The 717-nt window shown below is 57.9% G+C and carries 1 protein-coding gene; it reads left to right on the plus strand.

The window, feature by feature from the left end; all coding sequences use genetic code 11:
- Window positions 1-210: 210 nt before the first annotated feature.
- Window positions 211-717 (plus strand): MaoC family dehydratase (locus tag KIP88_RS45920; RefSeq protein WP_374226621.1); only part of this gene is annotated, 507 nt, incomplete at its 3' end.

The raw sequence follows: 717 nt of genomic DNA on the forward strand, positions 1-717 counted from the left end.
GGACATTGGTCGCAGCAATCAGGCCACTTGTTTTACCCCTTCTCGGCTGGACGAGGCGGCGGAGCCTCGCATCAAAAGGCATCGGCATCGCCGCGTAGTTGCCTACCTAGCGTGATTGACGCATTGCCCATATGCTACCTCTGGGACCAGGAGGGCGACAGCGGGGTCATGGTTGGACGCCGCGAGACTTGGGTGTCCGAGGGAGCAAGAGTGTCAGATACGGAACGGGCTGCAGAGGCCGAGGCGATCCGCAGCAAATTGATAGCACTGGAAGAATACCGAAAGCTTCTCAACGGCAGTGAATTGACGTCGAATTGGCTAGTCGTCGATCAATCCATGATCGACACATTTGCTGACGCCACTAGAGATCATCAGTTCATCCATGTCGATCCGACGCGCGCCAAGGCTGAAACTCCGTTCGGAGGAACGATTGCGCACGGCTTCCTGACACTGTCATTGCTATCGACCCTCGCTTTCGACGCCATGCCGGGCGTGGAAGGGACCCGCATGGGCGTCAATTACGGCTTCGAGCGCGTGCGTTTCCTGAGTCCCGTCAAATCCGGAACACGCGTGCGCGGCAAATTTCGTTTAATCGGCCTGACGGAACGCGCGGTATCTTTGCAATCCGCTTGGGAAACCGTGGTTGAAGTGGAAGGCGCAACCAAGCCCGCGCTAGAAGCGCACTGGATTACCCTCGCGTTAGTGGACCCGCGCAAT

The sequence above is a fragment of the Bradyrhizobium sp. SRL28 genome (assembly GCF_018596315.1).
Taxonomy (GTDB): domain Bacteria; phylum Pseudomonadota; class Alphaproteobacteria; order Rhizobiales; family Xanthobacteraceae; genus Bradyrhizobium.